The sequence below is a fragment of the Roseitranquillus sediminis genome (genome assembly GCF_016918935.1).
GTDB lineage: Bacteria > Pseudomonadota > Alphaproteobacteria > Rhodobacterales > Rhodobacteraceae > Roseitranquillus > Roseitranquillus sediminis.
In genome coordinates this window covers 519155-540237 of record NZ_JAFFOB010000015.1, presented here as the reverse complement: position 1 = coordinate 540237, position 21083 = coordinate 519155, and the positions used below count along the sequence as shown (strand labels likewise).

Genomic DNA, 21083 nt, shown 5'->3' with positions numbered 1-21083 from the left:
ATGTGGCAGGAGACGCTCAAGCCCATCCGGAACCTCGACGCGGTGGACGAGCGCGCTCGCGACCTCTTCGCGGCGGACCTCAACGGCCTCCGCGCGGCGCTGGTCTCGTTCGAGCCGCCCGCCGCGCCCGGACAGGCGCGGGTCGAGCTGCACCTTTTCAACGACCTGCACGTCGCCGACATTCTGGCGGAGATCGCCGGCGGCACCGAGCCGCGCGACATCTTCGCCGTGCATGGCGGCCACCGCGTGCGCGCGGGCCCCGGCGCGGGCGAGGTGCGCTGCATCCACGCCGAGGCGGGGCCGGTGCCCGAGGCGGTGGTGCTGGTGCTGGAGCCCGTCGGCGACTACTCCACCTACACGCTGGAGCTGGTCTTCGATCCCGCGCGGATCGACCCGTTCTTCGCCCGCCTCGACTTCAAGTTTCGCCCCGGCTGCTTCACCAACGACTGCGATCCGCCGTGGGAGAAGGGGCGCCCGAGGCCCGCCACGCCGGTCATCGACTACCTCGCCAAGGACTACGACTCGTTCCGGCACGTCCTGATCTCGGCGATGATGGACCGGGTGCCGGGCTGGCGGGCCACCAGCGAGGCGGACTTCGACCAGGTGCTGATCGGCCTCTTTTCCGCCGCGGCGGACGAGCTTTCGGACTACCAGGACCGGGTGATGAACGAGGCCTATTTCGGCAGCGCCCGCAGCCGCGTCTCGCTCGCGCGTCACGCCCGGCTGATGGACTACCACATCCACCAGGGACAGCAGTCCTCAACCTGGGGACGCGTCACGGTGGCCGGCGGGACGGCGCCGTTCACGCTCGGCGAGGACCTCGTCGCATGGGCGGGCGGTCCCGACGCGGAAGGCGACACGGTGGCCTTCGCCACGCGGGAGACGCGGCTGCCGCCGGACGGGCGCACCGTCCTCGCCCCCGGCTTCAACCGCTTCGAGCTGCACAGCTGGTCCGGTGCGCAGCCCGCCCTGCCCGCCGGCGCGACCGGCGCGGACCTCGCCCTGCCCGCCGGATCGCCGATCACCGTGGCCGAGCTTCGGGATGCGGTCGACGACGGAACGCTGACGCGCCTGCTCGTCGCCGAGGAGCTGAACCCGCTGACCGGCCGTCGCGCCGGCTACGACCGCCGCGCCCGGCAGGTGCTGAGGCTCGAGCCGCCGGCGACCCTCATCCACGACCCGCTGGAGGGGCGCGACGTGGTGCGCGTACGCTGGCGCGAGGAGGACGCGCTCCGGCGGGACTACGCCTTCACCACGCTCTGCCCGGACGGACCGGTCGAGGGCATCTCGGCCTTCTACGGCAACCTCGTGACGCTGCACCACGGCCTGCCCGCCATCGCGCATTTCCACGAGCCTGGAACGCCGTTGCCGCAGGACGGTCCGGCCGAGATCCACCGCCACTTCGCCCGGCAGGTGCTCTACGGCGAGACGCGGGCCGTGCTCTGCCCGCTGCCGCACGAGCTGAGCCCTCTCGCGTACCTGCCCATCGTTCCCGGCGGCCGGGTGCCCCCGCGCTCGACCCTGATCGTGACAGTGGAGGAGCCGGGCGGCGCGACGAACGAGTGGGACGAGGTGCCGAGCCTCGTCCACAGCGACGACAGCGCCGAAAACGGCGACCACTTCGTGGTGGAGACGGACGAACGGCAAGAGAGCGTCCTGCGCTTCGGCAACGGCGTGAACGGGCGGCTGCTGCCGTCGGGCGCGGTCGTGCACGCGATCTACCAGGTGGGCGGCGGACAGGCGGGCAACGTCGGCGCGGACGCGATCACCGGCTTCGCCCCCCTCGGCGGCGCGCTCGCGGGCGCCATCGAGGCGGTGACGAACCCGTTCGACGTGACCGACGGCCGCGACCCCGAGCCGGTGGCCGAGATCCTGCGCAACGCGCCGGAGGCCTACCGCGCGCACCAACTCCGCGCGGTGACGCTCGCCGATTACATCGCCCGCGCGGAGGAGGTGCCCGGCGTGCAGCGCGCCGTCGCCTCCTACGCCTGGACCGGCAGCTGGCGCACCGTCCGGCTGGTGGTCGATCCCGTCGGCACGACCGAGCTGGACGACGAGTTGGTGTCGACGCTGGCCGCGCATCTGGAGGCCGTCCGCCTGATCGGCGAGGACATCGAGCTGCGCCCGCCCCGCTTCGTGCCGCTCAAGATCGAGGTGCGGCTCTGCCTGCGCCCCGACGCCTGGCCAGAGGACGTGCGCGGCGAGCTGGAGCAGACCTTCTCCGACGGCTGGACCTGGGACGGCCGCCCCGGCTTCTTCAACGTCGACGAGTGGACCTTCGGCGAGGCGCTGCACCGCAGCCGGATCGCGGCCCGCGTGCACGAGGTGGCGGGCGTCGAGCACGTCGTCTCCATCGGCATGAAGCGCTTCGACGCCGCGACGCCCGGCCTGCCCGAGCCCGAGGTGCTGGAAATGGGCTTCGACGAGATCGTGCTGGTCCGCAACGACCCCGACCACATGGAGCGCGGCTCGATCGCCTTCGACCTGCGCGGAGGGAGGCAGTGATGGCCGACTGCGAGCCCTTCGTCACCGACGACTTCCTCTTCCCGCGGCGTCCGGCGAACCGCCCGGCGCTGGACCGCATCGCCTACCGCATCGGCGCCTACCCCGACATGGTCGAGGCGATGCTGCGCCACCTCGACCGCGAGGTCGCGCTGGCTGCTTGGACGCATTGCGGCGCCGACGATCCGGCCATCGCCCTGGTCGAGGGCGCGGCGATCCTCGGCGACATCCTCAGCTTCTATCAGGAACGCTATGCGAACGAGGCGTTCCTGCGCACCGCCGCCTGGCGCGAGAGCGTCGCGGACCTTGTCCGCCTCACCGGCTATCGCCTCGCCCCAGGCCTCGGCGGGCGCGGCACCGTCGCGTTCGAAGTGAAGGGCAGTCGCCCCGTCACCGTTCCGGCCGGCTTCCCGCTCAAGGCCGACCTAGAGGAGAGCAAGCAGCCGGCGGAGTTCCAGACCGAGACGGAGCTGGTCGCCTGGCCGCACCTCTCGCGCTTCCGCCTCTACCGCAAGCGCACCTACTTCTCCGCCATCCCGTCGAACGCCACCGAGATCGAGATCGCTTCCGCAGGCGGCGCGACGACGATGTCCGCCATCGCGGCGCTGGACCTCCAGCCGGGCGACCGGCTGATGATCCTGTCGGCGCCGCCCGCCTGGTCCACACACAGTTCCAGCTTCACCAGCGATCAAAAGCGGCCGCAGGTGGTGAAGGTGAAGGAGGTGCGCACCGTCCTCGACCGCACCATCGTGACCTTCGAAACCCCGCTCGACCAGAGCTGGAGCGCGCCTGCCACCGCCTACCGGCTCGGCCGCACCTTCCGCCACTTCGGTCATGCCGCCCCGGCCACCTTTACCGAGAACGTCATCGAGAGCGGCAAGATCGCCGGCGCGAAGGAGAAGACGACCGGCTACGAGCGCCATGTCCGCCCGAACCACGCCTGCGCCAACCTCAGCCTCAGCGAAAGCGTCCCGGCCGAGGACATCCCGCTCGACCAGGAAGTGCAGGACCTCGCGGTGCGCTCCGACGTCATCGTCGCGACGCGCATCCGGTATTCGAGCAGCGTCCGGGATCTCGCGGTGCTGCGCCGCATCACACGCCTGCGGGCGACGTCGCTGGGCTACGCCTCGCAGACCAGCCCGCTGACCGTCGTGACCATAAACGCGCCTCTCGTCAGCCATTCGGGCCTCTACTCGGCCGAGGCGGACGTGCGCGACTACCGCATCCACGAGGTCACCAGCCCCGCCATCGGCCTCCGCCGCCGCGCCCACGCCTACGGCGGCAACTTCACCACCGGCACCGAGGCGCTCGCCTTCTACGGCACGACGACCGAGGCGAAGGAGATCGCCAACCGCCGCCTGACGCTCTGGGACGAGGCGGACGGGCGCATCCAGACGCTGACCTGCATCGACGAGGCGGCGGACTTCTCCGGCACCGGCGACCCGAAGCTCTGGCCGCTGTCGTTCGACGCCCCGCCCGCCATCTTCCGCAAGGAGGAGTTCGACGAGGAGACGGGCGCGATCACCGTCCTCGGCAACCTGGTCGACGTGGACGAGGGCAAGGCTGTCCCGACCGAGGTGCTGGGCAACGGCGACGCCCGCGCCGCTTTCCAGACGTTCCGCCTGCCGAAGCCGCTGACCTACCACATCTCGCCCGGAGCGACGCCGCCGCACGTCCCCGAGCTGAGCGTCTACGTGGAGAACCGGCTCTGGAGACGCGTGGCGAGCCTCTTCGGCCAGCCGCTCGACGCACAGGTCTACGTCGTGCGCGAGGACGCGGACGGCGTGAGCTGGGTCCAGTTTGGCGACGGCCGCACCGGCGCGCGGCTGCCCTCGGGCGTGGGGAACGTGAGCGCCATGTTCCGCACCGGCAGCGGCGCGCGCGGGCCGCTCAAGCCCGACGCCACGCCGAACCCCGGGGAGCGCATCCCGGAGGTGAAGAAGCTGCAGATGCCCGAGGGCGTCTTCGGCGGCACCGACCGCGAGGATTCCGAGAATGCGCGCGAGGCGGCGCCGGGCAAGGTGCAGTCGCTGGGCCGCCTCGTCAGCCTCGCCGACTACGAGCACGAGATGATGACGATCCCCGGCGTCGCCCGCGTTCGCGCCCAGTGGGACATCGCCGACGGGGTGCCAGGCGTCGTGCTGCGAGTCCTCTTGCAGCATGGGCGCGAGGACGAGTTCGAAGAGGTGCGCGAGATGATCGCCTCCTACCAGCGCTGCCGCGGGCCGAACCGCTTTGCGCTGACGGTCGAGCAGGCGTTCCTGCGGCAGGTCTGGATCGACCTGCGCTACGGCCTCGACGGGCGCTTCGTCGAGGCCGACGTCGAGGCGGCGCTGATCGCCGCGCTGGCGCCGATGGACGCTGAGGAGGCGGACAGGCACGGGCTCTTCGCCCTGCGGGCACGGCGGCTCGGCGGGCGCGAATACGCGACTCGGATCGAGGCCGTGGCCCAGACGGTCGACGGTGTGACCTGGGCGCAGGTGACGGCGCTGGGACTCTTCTCCGCTGCCGCGTCGCGCTCGGATGACCCGCTGGTCCTGCCGCCAGCGCCTAGGACGCTCGCGGCGCAGTTGACGCCCGCGGCAAACGAACTGCTGGCGCTGAAGGTCGGCGCTCTGACCCTGCACTCGGCGCCGCCTGCCGTGGAGGAATGCGCATGACCGAGATGAAGCGCGTCCCCCTCTACGAGCGGCTGCCGGAGATCTACCGCGTCCGCGACGCCGAACAGCTGCCACCGGGCCAGCTCGCGGCCTACCTCCGTGCGGTGGAGCATGTCTTCGGCGCGCTGCACGAGAACATCGAGGCGCTCTACGCCGACCTCTTCATCGAGACCTGCGACGACTGGGTGATCCCTTACATCGCGGACCTCCTCGGCACCACGCACCTCAAGGGCGAACCGCGGACGCTGCGCGCCGACGTGGCCGACACCATCGCCCTGCGCCGCCGCAAGGGGACGCTGGGCGCCATTGAGCGGCTGGCGGCGAATCTCACCGGCTGGCCGTGCCGCGCAGTCGAACTCTTCCCCAACCTCGCCTGGGCGCAGCACCTCAACCATCAGCGCCCCGACGCCGGCGGCCGCCCGCCCTACGGCGCGCCGGACATCACCCGCTTCACGCCGCGGCGCGGCGGCACCGTGACGGTGCGGGACCCGGCGATGCTGTCGCTGATCGGCACCGCGTTCGACCCATTCGCCTACACGCCCGACGTCAAGCGCGCCGACGACGGGGCGAAACATTTCAACCTGCCGAACCTCGCCATCCACCTCTGGCGGCTCGCGCCGTTCCGCCTGCCGGTGACGCGCCCGCTGCTCAAGGGATGGGAAGATCTGGGGCCACCAGGTGGCAGCGGTCGGGCGCGCTACGCGCTGCGCTTCGACCTCGACCCGCTCGACCGGCCGGTGCGCCTCTTCAACGTCTGGGAGAAGCCGGAGCCGGAGACCGGACTCGAGCGCCTGACGGCGCCGGACGCGGTTGCGGCGCCGATCCTGCCCGCGCGGCTGGAAAGCACGTCGGAGGCCGGGAATCCCTCGGCCTACCTCTCGGTGGACAGCTTTGAGGAGACGGCGGACGGGCCGGAGGGGCTCGACCTCGGCAACGTGGGGCTGCAGCTCTACGTCCCGCAGTCGATCCTCGACGGCGTCGACTGGCGCGTCCGCAGCGCCAATCTCTGCGCGTGGGAGACGGGCCTGCGCTTCGACCTGATGGCGCACGACCTCGTCATCGACCCGATCATCGGCCGCGTCCTCGTTGGCGTGGCCACCGCTCCGGAGCGCGACGCGCTGGTCTCCGACGCCACGACCGATCCCCGCCCGCGCGTCTTCTTCGGCTACACCTACGGCAGCGTGGGACGCGTCGGCGCACATCCCGGCTCGGCCGATCCCGAGCCAGTGCCGGGGGCCGAGCTGCGGGTGGTCGACGGCCTCGACCCCGCAGCGCCGAGCCTGCAGGACGCGCTGGCGAACCTGCAGGACGAGACCGGGCCGCTGATCGTCGAGATCCGCGACAGCCTGTTGCACGACCTCGACCCCTCCGTCCTGCCCGGCGCGCTGAACGAGGGCGGCACGCTGTCGCTGCGGCTGGCGCATCCGCTGACCATCCGCGCCGGCGGCGCCGCCCGCCCGGTGATCCGGCTGGCGACGCCGCTCGCGTTCCGCCCGGCCGATCCGGCGGCACCGGAGGCGATCTTCGTCTCGGTCGATCTGCAGGGCCTCTTTGTCACCGCCGCAGACGGTTTCGCGCCGGCCGACGGGCCGCTCGTCGCCCGCGCGGCGCTGGCGCGGCTGGAACTGCGGGACTGCACCCTCGACCCCGGCGGCCACGAGATGCGCGACGGCAGCCGAGCGCCCTTCCGGCAGGCGATGGCGCTCGCCAACGGCTACGGCTTCGCCGACAGCGACGACGAGGACGCTTTCGAGCCCACGCCCGACATCGTGCTGAGCCGCACGGTGGCGGGACCGCTCGCCATCGACGACGGCTACGTCCTCCACCTGCAGGACAGCATCGTCGACGCCGGCGACGGGCCGGACGATCCGCCGGGCCCGACTCCCGCGATCGGCCCCGCCACGGAGGACTACGCCGCGCCGCTCTGGGTCCGCAACGTCACGGTCCTCGGCCGCGTGCGGGTGCGCGAGGCGCGCGGCTCGGGCGGCATCTTCGTTCATCGCCTCACCGTCTGGAACCACCAGAAGGGCTGCCTGAAGCACTGCCGCTTCTCCGGCGACGGCGATCGCCTGCCGCCGAACCATGCCTGCGTCTCCGGCGCGCGCATCGTCTTCACCAGCATCCGGCATGGCCAGCCCGGCTATTGCCAGCTCGCCCGCGGCACCGACTTCGCGGTGACGCACCGCGGTGCGGAGGACGACCAGATGGGCGCCTACGCGAGCCTGCTCGAGGCGCACAGGCTCATCAACCTGAACATACGGCTGCGCGAGTTCAATCCGGTGGGCGTGCGCCCGCTCGTGCTGCTGGTGACGTGAGGGAGAGGTCCGATGAAGGGTGACTTTTCGACCTGGCGCTTCGACCCGGAGGAGGACCACCAGGGCGTCCTCTACCAGCAGGGCCGCCTGATCACCGACGCGGACCTGACCGAGGGCGAGGCGATCGCCGTCGCCTGGCGGCTCGCCGCCGGGCGCGACATCGTGGGCGCCGGCGTCGCCGCCGTGCCGGCGGAGGAGCCGGACGGCTGGCAGGTGCTGAGCGCGGTGGTCGACGGCGAGACGGTGCTGGTCTCGCTGCACCCCGGCTGGATCTGGGCGGACGGGCTGCGCACGCGGCTGAAGGGAGAGCCGCCGGACGAGAACGCGCCGGTGATGCGCCGCGCGAGCTACCTGCCGCCGCCGCACAACCCGCCCGGCACCTCGACCGCCCAGGTGGGCGACGACGTGCGGGATGCGGTGGTGCTGGAGTTCGGGCTGGAGGCGCTGAACGGCTTCCAGAACCCCGCGCGGCTGATCGAGCCGGCGCTGGGCGGCCCCGACACGGCCGAGCGCCTGATCACCCGCGCAGGCATCCGCCTGCTGCGGCTCGCACCCGGCGAGGACTGCTCGAACATCGGCGACCGGCTGCGCGAGCCGGACGACCACGGGCGGCTGACGGTTTCGCTCGAGCCGCCGACGGTGGTGCCGGGCGATTGTCCGGTGGTCGAGGGGGGCGGCTATTCCGGCTTCGAGCACAACCTCTACCGGATCGAGATCGCCGAGACGAATGCGGGTCCGGTCCGGTTCAAGTGGTCGCAGGTCAACGGCGGCCTCGTCGGGCGCGGCACGTTCCACGGCGGCGCCGATCCGCGCGTGATCATCACCGCGAACCGTTCCGCGATCCTGCACAGCGGCCTGACGGAATTCTACCTCGAGGCGGTTGAGTTCGACGCGGAGATCGGCCACTGGCGCGTGACCTACGGCGCGCCCGCGTCGCTCAACGCCGACGGCGAGCTCGACCTGACGCAGCCGCCGACCTTCGGTGCGATGCCGGGCGCGGCGGGGCCGGTCTTCTTCCGCCTCTGGAACGGCATCCGTCCCGTCTCCGACTTCACCAACGCCGCCGACCCGGTCGAGCTGCGCGACGGCATCCGCCTCGCCTTCGAGCCGCCCGCCGGTGCTTCCTACCGCCCCGGCTCATGGTGGAACTTCGACGTGCGCGCGGGCGAGATCGCCAATCCCGAGGTCCTGCTCGACGACGCCGCGCCCGAGGGACCGATGATCCGCCGCGTGGCGCTGGCCGAGATCGAGTGGACCGACGCGCAGGACACCACCCTTGGCGGCGAGATCGAGGACTGCCGCCGCCGCTTCCGCCCGCTCAGCAACCAGAAGGTCTGCTGCACCTATATCGTCGGCAACGGCACGACGACCTTCGGCGACTTCAACTCTCTCGAGGAGGCGGCGGCACACCTGCCCCCCGCCGGCGGCAAGCTCTGTCTGCTGCCCGGCATCCACTTCGCGAACCTTTCGCTGATCGGCCTGCGCGGCGTGCAGATCGAGGGCTGCCGCCACCGCACCTTCGTCCTGCCGCGCCCGGCGAGCGTCGACCAGCCGATCATCCGAGTTCTCGGCGGTCAGGACATCTCGGTGCGCGAGGTCGACATGATCGCGCCCTTCGGCGCGGCGGTCGAGATCGCGGGCAGTCCAGAGTCGCCACTCCGCGAGGTGCGGGTCGAGGGCTGCCGGATCATGGCGCTGACCCACGGCATCCACGTCGAGACGGTGGAGGACGTGCGGATCATCGGCAACCGGATCTGGCTGCTCGACCACCCGATGGGTCAGTCGGTGATCTCGCTTCGCGCCACCGGCGCGCTGATCGAGCGCAACCACTGCGGGGTCTGGCCCTTCGAGTTCTCGCCGCCAGGCGACGAGGACGATGACGACCGGGAAGAGCCGCCCGACCCCTCCGACCCCTGCATCGAACCGGAGGACCTCTTCGGTAACCTCACCTCCGTCATCGCCTACGTCACCTTCGTCTGGGCCGGCTCGCTCGTCGCCACTCCGCCCCAGCAGCCCTACCAGGCGCGCGGCGGCTTTCACGTAAAGGGCGGCTCGACGCGGGTCGACATCCTGCGCAACCGGATTGACGGGGGACTCGGCCACGGGATCACGCTCGGCGGCGTCTTTCCCACTGGCGAGGAAGAGGAGGACGACGACGAACAGCCGGTCGAGGCGCCGACGGTCCGTGTCGTCGGCCGCGCCTTCTTCGCCGTCCTGCGCGACGAGCAGGGCCAGCCGGAGCCGGGCCGCACGGTCACCCTGACTTTTCCGGGCGCGTCCGCCCCCGCCTTCACCGGCGTCACCGACGACAACGGCGAGGTCCAGATCCCCGCGGCGCCGGGCAGCTACACGCTCGGCGTCGAGCCCGGTCTCGAGATACTCGGGGTCGAGAGCGTCACCCTCGGCGCCGGCATCGTCTACATCGTCTCCGTCGGTCCCGGCGCCGTCGAAGACCCTAACGTCGAGGCGGGGTTCCTGACCCGCATTCGCATCCATGAGAACGAGATCGAGCGGATGGGCCTCTCTGGCATCGGCTTCTGGTTCTACGACCTGGTGCCGGACCCGCCGTTGCCGTCCGGCCAGAGCCTGGAGGGCGTGGCCGAGATGCTCTCCGCGCTCTTCGCGCCCAAGGAGCTGATCGGCACCACGAACCTCGTCCGCGACCTCGAGATCCGCGGCAATCGGATCGAGAACAACCTGCGCGCCGCCTTCACCGACGAGATGCGCGCCACCGCGCTCTTCGTCGCGCAGGGCGGGATCTCGCTCGCGCTCGTCGAGGGCCTGAAGATCGTCGGCAACCACATCAGCGGCAACGGAGGCAGCGCGGCCGAGCCCTGCGCCGGCATCTTCGCGGGCTATGTCGAGGAGGCGCTGATCACCGACAACTACATCGTCGGCAACGGACCCGTGGCTGCGACCTATCGCGAGCTGCGGAGCGAGGGGCTGCGCGGCGGCATCTTCATCCGTCTGGCGAGCGCCGTCGTCGCAGGCGGCACGGCGGACGGCCAGCAGAAGCCGGCGCTCGTCATCGCCGACAACGTGGTCGACCAGCCCGCCGGACGCGCGATCACCGCTCTCGCCTACGGGCCTGTCTCGTGCGTCGGCAACACGCTCAACGCCGAAACCGAGGGCGCGTGGAGCAGCATCGACATGCTGGTCGGCGGCGTTCTGATCCTGAACCTCGGCGGCATCCACCGGATGCAGGCCTTCGCCAATGTCGGCGGCGCGTTCGTGCAGTCGGACTCCTTCGAATCGGACCTCATGATCGCCGCCGCCTTCGAGCCGCAGGTCGAGGCGATGCTTCCAGGCGGCGAGACGATGTTCAACTCGAACCGCGTGCGGACCGGACCGGATAACCTTTGCTGGACGTCGATGGTCATCGCCACCGTCGACGACCTCGGCTTCGCCAACAACCAGAGCGGCATGTTCCGGCCGGACGTCACCTTCTGCAACACCGTCGGCTTCGCGCATTCGCTGCGGATGACCGGCAATCGTTTCCGTGAGCGCGCCTTCCGCACCGGGCTTTCGGCGCTCTCGTTGACGACAGGCACCACCGTTTCGGGCGGAGCGAGCGCGATGAACATCACCGCCCACAACCAGGGCGATCACTGCATCATCGCCGTCAGCCAAGGCGCGATCCCGGTCGAGGACAGGCCGAACCAGGTGGTGCACAGCCAGTTCTGCCCCGGTCAGCGCGATCTCTCCACGAACGACTATCTCGGCGCCGCGGTGATGCAGCCTCTGCACCACTCCGTCTCGCCGAACGCGCAGCTCCAGGACGGCGCGGCCGCCGTCGACACTGGGCTCAAGGGCTCGATCAGCGGCGTCAGCCAAGTGCGCATCCGCACGAATCTGGCCTACCAGGGCGAGGCGCAACGCCTCCATGTCATGCAGGCGGACGCGCCGGTCGTGCAGGAGCTGCGCGCGGCCGGGCGGGCCCGTCGCGAGAGCGCCGAGGCGCTGGAGGTGCAGGCCGATCTCGCACGGGTGCGCGAGGCGGAGTTGCCCGACGAGGGCGCGCTGCTCGATGGTCGCGTGGCTGACTCCAAGGGCCGCGCCGCCGCCGGGCAGACCGTCGAGCTGGTGGACCGCCGCGGCCGCCCGCTGGGCGTTTCGACCGAGACCGACGAGCACGGCTACTACGCGCTCGCCATCGACGAGGAGACACGCCGCACGCTCGGCCGACGCGACGACGTCTTCGTGCGCGTGACGGATGCCTCCGGCGACATCGTCACCCGCGAGCCGAAGCGCATCGTGATCGGCGACGACCCGTTGGTGCGCACCCCGATCGAGATCACCGCGCGGCCGCCGAAGGTGCCGGTGCGCCCGACCGACACCACCTCGATCTTCACCCGCAGCCGGATCGTTCCGCGAGACGAGGAGCGGCGCACCGAGCGGGACACCGGGATCGACACCCCAGATTCTACGAGAGAGGAACCCCCTGCCGAGAGGCCGCCGCGCGACACTGGCGCCGACGCCCCTCCGCGCGACCGCGTCGAGCCGGAAGAGCCGGAGCGTCGCGTGGAGGAGCCGAGGGAGCGCGACGTGACCCCGGACATCGGCGTGCGGCTGGAGGACGTCCGCGGCGTCGGCGGCGTGACAGCTCGCCTTCTGCGCAGCGCCGGCGTGGCTGACGCGGAAAGCCTGTCGCGCCTGTCGGACGCCGAGGCGACCCGCATCATCGGGGCCTCCGGTCCGCGGCTGACGTTGTCAGCACGCGAGGCGCTCGAGATCGCCCGGCGCCGGCGCGAGGAGGAGGGCTAGGCCATGCAGCGCGCGGCGGCCACGCCCGAGGCGAGCGATGCGCTGCATGCCGCGCGCCCGTCGGGCGCGACCGCGGCCTGGGCCGACCCCACGCCCCGGCCCGCGCCCGCGCCCGCCGCCTCGCAGCGGCGCGCGCCCTGCCCCTGCGGCGGTGGCTGTCCCCGCTGCGGCGAGCAGCCGGTCCCCGCGCCGCTGAGGCGGCGCGCCGAGACTGCCCTCGGCCACGGTCTGAGCGACGTGCGGCTGACCACCACCGGCCCGCTCGCCGCCCGCGTCGCCCACCGCGGCGCCGACGCCGGGACGCGGGGCAACGTCATCGCCTTTCCGCGCGGGCTTCCCGACCTTTCGCGCCCCGAAGGGCGCTTCGCGCTGGGGCACGAGCTGGCGCACGTGGCGCAGCAGAAGGGCGGCGACCATACCCAGTCGCACCGCGCCGCACAGGAGCGCGGTGCCGATCATCTGGCCCGTGCGATCTCCGGTGCGGGACCCGCCCGGCGCGCGGCCGATCTTCCCGCCGAGAGCGCCGAGGGCCAGCAGGTCCAGTTCGGCGTCTTCGACGAGATCGGCGGCGCGATGCGGCGCGCCAACGACCTGGTGGCGCCGGTCCTCGACCCGGTCATGCAGACCGCTCACCAGGCCGCGGCGCAGGTCATGATGGACCTTCTTGACGTGCCCGCGCTGGCGATGACCTATGTCACCAGCCTGCCCGGACGCGCCTTGAGGCTGCTGGCGGACGTCGTGCAGGTCCCCGGCGGCATCGGCGACTGGCTCGCCGGGTTGGGCGCCCTCTTCGTCAACTGGCAGGGCTACGGAGCGCTTTGGAACCACATGGTGGAGGGCATCCTCGACGGTGCGGCGCATGTGGGCCAGTTCTTCATGCACGCGCTCGAGATCTTCGGAGCGGGCGAGTTCCTGCGGTTCCTGTGGGCGCGAGTGAATTGGATGAGGCCGCTCAACGCCGCGCAGATCGGGGCGGCGCAGCAGGTGCATCCGCCAGGGCTGATCCCCTACAGCCGCATCCGCGTCGACTACAACAGCCTGGTGGCGCGGCTGGCGGCGCTGTTCTCGCCCGGCTTCTCGGGCAGCGCCCTCGACCAGATCTTCGGCACTTCCGGCGCGCAGCACCGCGCGGTGACGACGATGCACATCATTCACACCGGCCACACGATGGACGAGTCGCTGGCGGTGCACGAGCTGACCCACGTCGCGCAGTACGAGCTGGTCGGCGCCATGTACATGCCGCAGGCCATCCACGCGCAGCAGTTCGGGCAGGGCTACGACTACAAGGCGCTCGACGGCAGCCTGTCGGCCTCCATCGCCGCAGGTCGGACCTATGTAGACTTCAACCGCGAGCAGCAGGCGATGATCTGCGAGGATTACTACCGGGTCCGCAACGGCCTCGGCGCGCACAAGGGCGGCGCGGCGCCGGATCTCGAGCACTTCATCGACGACTACTGGGGGCGTGCGGGGATCCCCTTCGTGCGCCTCTTCGTGGAGCAATGACCACGCGGGCGACAGTCGGCAAGGGCCAGACGGGCGAGCGCCCGGCGTCCGGGAGCACGGCGCGACACGGTCGCGCAGCGCATCCCGCCCTGGCCAGGCCCGCCACGGCACCTCGCGCGAACTGCGCCTGCGGCGGCGGATGCCCGCGCTGCACGGCTCCGGCGCATCCGGCCGCCGGCCCTCGCCCCGAGCCACGCCGCGATGCGGCCGAACGGGAGGCGCAGCGCCTGGCCCCGCAGCTCAGCCGGGCGGCGCAGGAGGGCCGCAGCGCGAACGCATCGCACGCCACCGCGCCCGCCCCGCCAGCGGCGGCGAAGCCGGCTGCGGCACCCGCGGTCGCTCCGGCACCGATTCGCGCCCCTCCGCCGCGCACGATGCTCCGAGCCGTCGGTCCCGCACTCCGCGTGGGGCCGGGCCGACCGCTGCCCCGTGCAGAGCGGACGGGATACGAGGCCGCGCTCGACTGCGACTTGTCGCTCGTGCGGCTGCACGCCGGTCCGGCCGCGGCGGCCGCAGCCGACGAGCGCCGCGCCGTCGCGTTCGCGCATGGCACCGCCATCGTGCTCGGCCGCCAGGCGCAGGCGGCCTCTCCCGCCGGCCGCCGCGGCATCGTCGCGCACGAGCTCATCCACGTGGTGCAGCAGACCGCTCCGCCGCAGGGCAGCGGCTGGCGCCGTCCGCCGGCCCGCGCCCCTCCGGTACGGCCGGTGCAGCGGGCCGCGCCCGCTCCCCAGAATATCGACTACGTGCCGGACTTCGTCGAAGACGCCGCGAGCGCCGTCGGCGATTTCGGGGGTGACGTCTACGAAGGCGCCGTCGACATCGGTTCCGAGGCGATCGAGGGCGCCGCCGAGCTCGCGAGCCGCGCGGGCGATCTCGTCGTCGAGGTAGGCGGCGTCGTGCTCGAAGGCGCCGAGGAAATCATTGACTACGTCGCGCCCGGCCTCCTCGACTTCCTGCGCGGCGACTTCCTCGACGATCTCGAGGAGCTCTTCTGCTCCGGAATCGACGGCCTGCTCGGCCTGCTGCTCGACCCGCTCTCGAGCATCGACATCATGTCCGGCCTCGAGAGCGTCTTCGAGAGCCTCGCGTCGAGCGTCGCGTCCGTGCCCGGCGCCATCGGCAGCGCCGCCTCGTCCGCGCTCGGCCTCCTGATCCAGCCGCTGATCTGGGTCATCGACAACTGGGGCAGCGGCATCATCGACACCGTCCAGTCGCTCTCGAACGGGGTCGAGGCCGTCTTCTCCGCCCTCTGGGAGAACATCGCCAAGCCTGTCATCGACTTCCTCGGCTCCGCCGGCAGCGCCGTCTGGGACGCCTTCACCGGCCTCGTGACGTGGATCTGGGACCTCGCCAGCCCGATCCGCGATGCGGCGGAGTTCGCTTGGGACTGGCTGATGGAGAAGTTCGGCCTCGCCTGGGACAGCACCAGCGGCGTGCGGACGTGGCTCGAGGAAAAGGCCGAGGCCGCCTGGACCGCTTTCCTCGAGGTGATCGAGCCGATACGGGAGCCGCTGACGGCGGTCGCGGGCATCCTCGTCCTGATCTCGCCGCTCGGCCCGATCCTCATCCTGACGCAGGTCCTGCCGCCGATCTGGGACAAGCTCAAGTGGCTGGCCGCCAACTGGCGCGAGGCCGGGGTGGTGGTCTGGGCGCGCGAGACGCTGGAGAAGGACATCCTGCCCTTCCTGATCGGCGTGGTCGACGGCGTGAAGGCGCTGATCTCCGGTGCTGCCGGATGGCTCGCAGGCGTCGTCGCTTCAGTGGCGCGCGCGATGCAGGGGGTGGTCGCGCTCTTCTCCACGAACCGTTGCCTGCGGTCCGTCGACCGGGTGCTGGAGCATGTCGCGGACCAGTTCGAGAGGCTCCAGGCTTGGGCCGATGGCGGCTTCGCCGGCCTCGAGGACGCGGTCGGCGATGCGTTCGAGGCGCTCCGCGGCATCTTCCAGCCGATCCTCGACTTCCTGGTCCGGCTGGCGATCGTGGCCGTGAATCCGCCGATGCTGCCGGTCGCCATCGCGGGGGCGATCTGGCTGTTGCTGCCCGACGAGTTCAAGCCGCCGGTCATCAACTTCGTCCTCGACCTGCTGATAGCGTTCCTTCCCGCCTTCGCCGCCTTCCTCGCAGGGCTGGGGCCGATGGTCATGGTGTTGAAGTCCGCCGCGCTCGGCTTCCTGCGACGCCTGCGCAGCGGCGAGGTCGGCGACGAGACGCGGATCGCGGGCTCGAACAAGGTCGCCAACCTCTGCGCCGGTGCCGGGCCGCAGTTCATCGCGGGCTACGCCCTCGGCCTGCTGCAAGGACTGATCGAGGGCATCATAGACCCGTTCAAGCTGCTCTTCATGCTGATGGAATTGATCGTGACCGGCGTGCGGGTGCTGAAGCGGGTGCTGGCGCCGTACATGACGCAGCTCGTGCCGACGAGCGTGTCCGAGGGGCTGGCCGCCGTCGACACCGCACTCGCCGTGCCCGCGCCAGCCGAACCCGCTACCGAAACCCCTGTTGGGAGCCTCGGCGCCCGCGGACCACCCGAGGCCGCGGAGGCGGAAACCGCGCCTGCCGCCGAGGCACCGGCAACTCCGTCCCCCGTCGAGGCACCGGCTACGCAGCCGGCCGCCGAAGCGCCTGCCGCCGCGCCGTCTTCCGGCCCGAGTGCCGCACCGGGCGCCGTCGCCGAAGCCGCCGAGGGCGAGGCGGGCGCCACTCCGCAGGGCGCCGCCGCCGAGGAGGTGCCGCTCGACGCCGAGGGCGTGGCGAGTGACGCCGACATCGCCGGCGGCCTGCCGCCGGGAACCCTTACCGAGTTCGGCGGTCTGGCCGAGCCGGAGGCCGTGTCCGCGGACGCGCTCGAAAACGACATGCGCACCGAGGTCCGGGACGGCGGCGGTACCGTCTCGGGCCTCGCCGACATGCTCGGCGGCGCGTGGGAATGGCTTATGCAGAAGGCGGGCGAGCTCGGCGGCTGGATCGCCGGCAAGTTCCTTCAGTTCCTGGCACTGCCGGACTACGAGCTCGGCAACAAGATCGGATGGCTCTCCGGCATGATCCTGCTCGAGGTGCTGATCGCCTACTTCACCGCCGGCGGCTATACCGTGTTGAAGCAGGGTGCCTCGCTGGGGCGGCGGCTCCTGTCCTACATGCTGCGCTTCCTCGACATCGGCGGCGAGATCCTGGGCGTGCTCGGGCGCGCGCTGGCGCCATTGAAGGGGCCGATCCTGCGGGGGTTTGGCGCGGCGAAAGGCTTCCTGCAGCGCTTCGATTTCATCGCGGGCCTGCTGACGAGGATCGAGGACCTGGCGCGGTCACTCTTCCGCTTCGGCGACGAGGCGGCGGAGGCGGCGACGCATGCACCCGCAGGCCGTGCGGGATCGGCGGCCCCCGCGCCCCGCGCGCCCGACCTGCCGCGCGCGCCGGATGCGCCGAGGGCGCCGGACGTACCTCGGGCGCCAGAAGCCCCTGCTCCGCGTGCACCGGAAGTTCCGCCGACTCGGACACCGGCCGAGGTCACCGACGCCGGCGAGCGGGCGGCGCGGGACGCGATGGACGCCACGCCCGCACGCCAAGGACGCGAGGCGGTCGAGGACCTTGGCGACGGCTCCCTGCGTGCGGTCGACGAGCCGGGCGTGCCCCAAGTCCGCGACGACGCGCTGAAGGCCGCGCAGCTGGCGGAGGCTCGCATCGCCGCCGAAGCCATCGCCGCCACGAACGATGCGGTGGACACGCCGATCCCGCTTGTCCTCGCTCAGCTCATGGTTCTGAAGCGCCGCTACCGTTGGATCGATACCTTCAGAGCGCGCCGACTGTCCGCCGTCAGCTACGACCTCGAGATGATCGCGAGCAACTGGCGGATTCGGCGATACCTGCTGGAACAGGAGGGTGAACTGGACGATGAACTCGAGGAGATCGGCCTCCGGGTTCAGGACACTCCACCAGCAGGCATGACCACCGATGACAAGCTCGAGCGGATACGACGTCTGCGCGAGAACCAGCTCAAGGGAGACATCACCGAAGCTCGCCACAATCTCGAGCTTGGTGGAACGCCAGGACGCGCGCGCGAGATATTCCCCGGTCTCACATATGACGATCTCGTTGATCAGCTCGACAACGGGAACATCACCTTCCGCGAGTTCGCCGATCTATTCCCAAACGGTGCGGAACAGCTCCCGTTGCGGGTACTCGACGAGCAGACCGGGCGTGTCACCACCCGGGTCGTCGACAGGATGTACCACGAAGGCGGAAGCGTCATCCTGCGAGAGAGCAAGGGGGTGACAGACCTGCCACTCGACAACGTCAGCAGTCGACTCAGAAGTCAGATCGACCGCGACCTCTGGCTCGTACGCACTCACCCGGGCGTCGTCATCGAGTGGCGCATCGACGCCACTGCGCTGACGCCCGAGCAGATCGAGATCCTGCGGCGGCTCATGGCAGAGAACGCAGGAAGATTCCGCGTTTCGCCCGCTTCACTACTCTTGTGATCAGTCGTGGATGAAGCTGCAGCCGATGCTCGGCCCATCAAGGCAACCGTACATCAGCGACGACCGGGTAATGGTCCGACGGCCACGCGCCGCCGAAACGCTGCCGCAGGACGACCGGCTCGCCTACCAGTTCGACATCTGCCGTGGTGGCGACATGGTCAATGGCGCCGAAGAGGTTGATCCCGCGGTTGAAGTGGTAGGTCGCGCCCTCGACAGGTGCGAAGCGCAGTCCGGCCTGCTCCAGGCTCCGATGTACGTCCGACCCCGCCCGCTCGTTGAGATCGCCGAGGAGGATCACGGTACGTCCCGCCTCCAGCAAGCCTGCCACCCGCTCGCGCACCAGGGCGACCGAGCGGGCCCGGTTGGTCCGGCTGCTGTAGTCGAGATGCACGTTCAGGACATGAACCTCCGGCCCGCCCTCCTCTGGCACGAACGCGGCCCACGAGGCGAAGGCGGGGTAGGAGCCGTCGAAGGTGCGCGAGTAGATCACGTCCGGCGTCTCGGAAAAGAAGAACCAGCCCTGGTCGACGAGGCGCAGGCGGCCTTTTCGGTAGAGGATGGGCTGCGTGCTGGGAAACCTGCGCCAGTCGCCCACCGCGGCGGCGGCGTAGTCGGGATTTCGCTCGAGCAGGTAGTCGAGCGCGAGGTTCACCGACGCGTCGTCGCCACCCGCGAAGCTCTCCATCTCCTGAAATGCGAAGATGTCGGCCTCGATCGCCTTGAACGCGGCATCGAGCGCGGGCCTGCGACGCTCCCAGTCGGCGACCGACCACGAGCCCTCCGGCCGGCGGAGAAGGATGTAGTGGACGTTGTGCGTCGCCACGCGCCAGGCGCCCGGCGGACGGTCCGGCACCGGGCTCGTGCCGGAGTTGGCGAGGTGCAACCCGCACGCCGCCAGCGCCAGCGCCATCAGAAGGGCGCCGATGACGGCGAGCGCCTTTGTCATCCACCGCATTACCTCGTCCTCCCGGTTGTCCGGCGCCTGCGCGGAACGGCTGGAAGCGCAGCGCCGTTTCATACCACCTTGCGGCACGCGAAGCGCGGCCGCCGGATGATGGACGGGAGACGCAGTGTGGATCCGGAATCGGACCAGGAAACGCGACACGCAAGCCGCGAGCGACAGCTGATCAACCAGCTCGTCGCCTTCGTCGCGGTTCTGGAGGTGGACGGGCGGCTCGTCGACGTCGACGCCGCGGCGCTGAACATCGGCGGCATCGGGATCGACGACGTGCGCGGCATCCCCTTCTGGAACACCTACTGGTGGAGCTATGACCCGGAAGTCCAGGACGAGGTGCGCGATGCGGTTCACCGCGCCGCCGCGGGCGAGACGGTCAGGCTGGAGAGTGTGGTGCGGGTAGCCGGCGACGGGCGCCTGCCGATCCTGTGGCAGGTCGGGCCGATCCGTGGCGAGCACGACCAGGTCGTGGAGCTGGTGGCCTCGGCGAGCGACATTTCCGAACGCAGGCGGGCCGAGGAGGAGATGGAGCGGAACCGCCTCGCCTGCGTGCGCCAGGTCGCCGAGCTCGAGGCGCTCTACGACGCGCTGCCGGTCGGGGTCGCCCTGCACGACCGCGACCTCGCCTTCCTGCGGGTGAACCGGCATCTGGCCGACCTGAACGGCCTGCCCATCGCCCAGCACTACGAACGGTCCGGCCGGGAGCTGCTCGACTCGATCGACCCGGCCCTTGCGGACGTCATCCGGAGCGTCTTCCGCAGCGGACAGCCGTCACTCGGCCACGAGATCCGCGCCGAGACGCCAGCGGTGCGCGACGCCTCGCGCGACTTCGTGGCAGACTACTACCCGGTCAAGGTCGACGGCGAGGCATTCGCCGTGGGCACCTGCGTGCGCGAGGTGACGGCAGAGCGGCAGTTGCAAAATCAGCTCGCCGCCAGCGAGGCGCGGCTGCGTCGAGTGACCGACGAGGCGCCGATCCTCATCGCCCTGCTCGACGCTGAAGGGCGGATCACCTGGGCGAACAGGGATGTGCTGCGCCGATTCGGCGACAGTGCCGAACGTCATGCCGGGACCGACTACGCCACGCTGCTCGCTCCGCACCTCGAGACCCCCGGCGACGAGGCGCTCCTGCGCCAGGCGGTTCAGGGTGCGGCCGCGGGGCGGCCGAGCCGGCTGGACCTGGAGCTCACGCGAGGTGGTGGGCGAGAGGTGCTGGAGATCCAGGTCACGCCGCTCGGTGCAAGGGACGGCCGCGTCACCGAGATCGTGGCCACCGGCACCGATGTCACCGACCGCCGCCTGCACGAGGAGCGGCTCCGCCTGCTGAACCGTGAGCTGAACCACCGGATGAAGAACCTCTTTGCCCTGGTGCAGAGCGTCATCACCATGAGCGCGCGCGGCGAGAAGGACGTGGGGCGCTACGTCGAGACGCTGCGCGGCCGCGTCGAGGCGCTGGCGGCGGCGCATCTGATCGGGACCGTCGACGAGACCATGGGGACGATCCGCGTGCGCGACCTCGTCGCAACGGTGCTGGAGCCGCACGAGCGCGGCGGCTCCAGGATGACCATCGAAGGGCCCGAATTCCGCCTGTCTCGGAGCGCCGCTACGCCGCTAGGGATGATCCTGCACGAGCTCGCGACCAACGCGGTGAAACACGGGGCGCTGGGCGGAGGCGAAGGCACCCTTGCGATCCGGTGGCGGCTCACCGGCAACGAGGGACGGGAGCTCGAGCTCCACTGGACCGAGGACGCTCCATCTCGCGAGATGGCGGGCGAGGCATCGAGCGGCGGCTTCGGCACGCGGCTGATGCAGGGCTGCGCGATGCAGCTTCAGGGCAGGCTATCGCAGGCTGCGCACGCGCGCGGGGTGGACACCACCCTGACCTTTCCGAGCGACGAGCCGACCTGAG

Annotated in this window: 8 protein-coding genes; 7 read left to right on the top strand and 1 reads right to left on the bottom strand. The window is 71.1% G+C overall.

Annotation, left to right across the window (positions count from 1 at the left end; all coding sequences use genetic code 11):
* The 6 genes from JM664_RS10760 (at window position 1) to JM664_RS10735 (ending at window position 18219) form a co-directional block, all read left to right on the top strand.
* Window positions 1-2505, top strand: coding sequence for a putative baseplate assembly protein (locus tag JM664_RS10760; RefSeq protein WP_227419897.1), 2505 nt, complete (start codon window positions 1-3; stop codon window positions 2503-2505).
* A complete protein-coding gene (locus tag JM664_RS10755) occupies window positions 2505-5162 on the top strand; it encodes a hypothetical protein (RefSeq protein ID WP_227419896.1) in 2658 nt (885 codons plus the stop codon). The genes JM664_RS10760 and JM664_RS10755 overlap by 1 nt, the downstream gene beginning before the upstream one ends.
* A complete protein-coding gene (locus tag JM664_RS10750) occupies window positions 5159-7477 on the top strand; it encodes a phage tail protein (RefSeq protein WP_227419895.1) in 2319 nt (772 codons plus the stop codon). Before JM664_RS10755 ends, JM664_RS10750 begins: the two co-directional genes overlap by 4 nt.
* A gap of 12 nt (window positions 7478-7489) precedes the next feature.
* Window positions 7490-12241 carry a hypothetical protein gene (locus JM664_RS10745; RefSeq protein ID WP_227419894.1) on the top strand — a complete coding sequence of 1584 codons (4752 nt, stop codon included), beginning with the start codon at window positions 7490-7492 and terminating at the stop codon, window positions 12239-12241.
* A gap of 3 nt (window positions 12242-12244) precedes the next feature.
* Window positions 12245-13744, top strand: a complete 1500-nt coding sequence (locus tag JM664_RS10740) for an eCIS core domain-containing protein (RefSeq protein ID WP_227419893.1) — start codon at window positions 12245-12247, stop codon at window positions 13742-13744.
* A gap of 374 nt (window positions 13745-14118) precedes the next feature.
* On the top strand, window positions 14119-18219 hold the full coding sequence (locus JM664_RS10735; RefSeq protein ID WP_227419892.1) for an eCIS core domain-containing protein: 4101 nt from the start codon (window positions 14119-14121) through the stop codon (window positions 18217-18219).
* A gap of 37 nt (window positions 18220-18256) precedes the next feature.
* Here the strand turns inward: JM664_RS10735 and JM664_RS10730 are convergent, their stop codons facing one another.
* On the bottom strand, window positions 18257-19174 hold the full coding sequence (locus JM664_RS10730) for an endonuclease/exonuclease/phosphatase family protein (protein WP_227419891.1): 918 nt from the start codon (window positions 19172-19174) through the stop codon (window positions 18257-18259).
* 117 nt (window positions 19175-19291) lie between these two features.
* Between JM664_RS10730 and JM664_RS10725 the strand changes: the two genes are divergently transcribed.
* Window positions 19292-21082 carry a PAS domain-containing sensor histidine kinase gene (locus JM664_RS10725; RefSeq protein WP_227419890.1) on the top strand — a complete coding sequence of 597 codons (1791 nt, stop codon included), beginning with the start codon at window positions 19292-19294 and terminating at the stop codon, window positions 21080-21082.
* Window position 21083: the final 1 nt, after the last annotated feature.